This window comes from Flagellimonas beolgyonensis (assembly GCF_003992615.1).
Taxonomy (GTDB): Bacteria; Bacteroidota; Bacteroidia; order Flavobacteriales; family Flavobacteriaceae; genus Flagellimonas; species Flagellimonas beolgyonensis.
In genome coordinates, this window is record NZ_RZMY01000007.1 from 1 (window position 1) to 2,026 (window position 2,026).

At 49.3% G+C, this 2,026-nt stretch carries 1 protein-coding gene; it reads right to left on the reverse strand.

Annotation, left to right across the window (positions count from 1 at the left end; genetic code table 11):
- Nucleotides 1-289: 289 nt before the first annotated feature.
- Nucleotides 290-2,026, reverse strand: a 1,737-nt coding sequence (locus EO131_RS06435; RefSeq protein ID WP_127020087.1) for a BspA family leucine-rich repeat surface protein, incomplete at its 5' end; no start/stop codon positions are given.

Genomic DNA, 2,026 nt, shown 5'->3' on the forward strand with positions numbered 1-2,026 from the left:
ATGGTTGGATTCTTTGCTCTGTCCTCTGATTTCTGACTGCTGATGTCTGGAAAGTATCGACACGAATGCCACGAATTTTCTCGAATAGTTACATGAGCAATGTAATTTTGCCCTTAACCCTTAACCCTTAACCCTTAACACTTAACACTTAACCTTTGATTTATGTCTGTTCTCCAAATTCTCACTACTTACTACTAACTACTCATTACCCATATCTGTTAAAACAAAAAACCACCGAAAAACCTTGCGGCCCTTCGGTGGTCAGTGATTTGTTCAATAAATATTGTGCTTAGGGTGTGCAGACATCATCATGGACAGAGCCATCAAATGTCCATTCATATACGAATGAAAGATTGGTCATAGCAGCCATAACTTCAGGGCCGCATGTGGTAAGCCCTGATAAACCCAATTTGACCCCACTTGGGCCTCCGTTCTGAGAAACAAAATTCTGCCACCCGATCAACGTAGCATTCAAATTAGCAGGGGACATCCCACTATTGTCCAGCATACCGGTCATATCGGTAACATTTCCAATGTTCCAACTTGCCAAACTTTGATCGAAGGCACTCGCCCCGCTGAACATGTAGGACATATCGGCGACTCCGATCACATTCCAACCGCTAATATCTTGGTTAAAGGCCTTGGCGCCTGAGAACATGTAAGACATATCAGTGACGTTGCCCAATTTATCGGCCCAACCACCCAGATCTTGGTTAAAGGCTATAGCTTCCTGGAACATTTGGGACATATCGGTCACATTGCTCACGTCCCAATTGCTCAGGTCTTGGTTAAAGGCAGTCGCTTCGCCGAACATGTAGTACATAGTGGTCACATTGCTCACGCCCCAACCGCTCAGGTCTTGGTTAAAGGCCTTGGTCCCGGTGAACATGTAGGACATATCAGTGACATTGCCCAATTTATCGCCCCAGGCACTCAAATCTTGGTTAAAGGCAGTCGCTTCGCCGAACATGCCGGACATATTAGTCACATTGCTTACATCCCAATTGCTCAGGTCTTGGTCAAAGGCACTGGCCCCTGCGAACATGAAGGACATATCGGTGACATTGATTACATCCCAATTACCGATGGCCCCGTTAAAGGAAGTGGCCCCGGAGAACATGTAGGACATACTGGTAACCATGGCAAGGTCCGGTACGTCTGTGGCGTTATAGACCATGTTTCCAGCATCCTCAAAAATTGACGCTAAACTCTGCCATTGTATGGAGCCCCACTGTTCTAAAGCCATCAGTTTCTTTGCAAAAGGTGAATTGGCACATGAAAAATGTGGGAACACCCCTTTTATGGCCACGGTATAGGTGCCAGCTGTTGTATAGGTGTGTTCTTTTGCTCCACTTGTATTGATTACTTGGTTGGTACCATCACCCCAATCGATTGTGTAATTATAATCATAATTATCCGCAGTAAACCATCCTATCTTCTCACCATCAATCTCGGTCTTCCAAGTGGTGATAAAGGAGGCGGGGTCGTCGAACAGGGTCTCCACCACGTTGGTCACGTTCACCTGTACGGTAAGGTCCACTTGGTTGGTACCGTCGTTTACCGTTACCACCAGCTCGTGGCTCTTGGCCGTTTCATAATCGAGGCTCATACTTGGTGCCAGGCTCAGTTCGCCTGTTTCGGTGATCTCGAACAGGTCGTTGTCGTTGGTCTTCATGGCAAAGGTCAGCGCATCGCCTTCGGGGTCGGTGGCCACCACCGTTCCGATCGCATCGGTGTCGGCAATGTCCTCTGCCACCGTGAACTTCTGTGCATCGCCCGTTGGATCCATGTTCTCCAATACGTTTATGGTGATCACAGCGCTCCGGGTGTTGGTGCCATCGTTCACGCTCACGGTAAGGGTGTGCTGTTGTGCGGCACCGTAGTCCATCTTCTTGCCCTCGATCAGGCTCAGTACGCCCGCGGCAGTGATCTCGAACAGGCCGGAGGCGTCCTCCTCGATCGTGAAGGTGCCCGTGGCCCCTCCGGGCACAAAGGCCTGTACGGTTCCGATCTCGGTGGCGGCGTC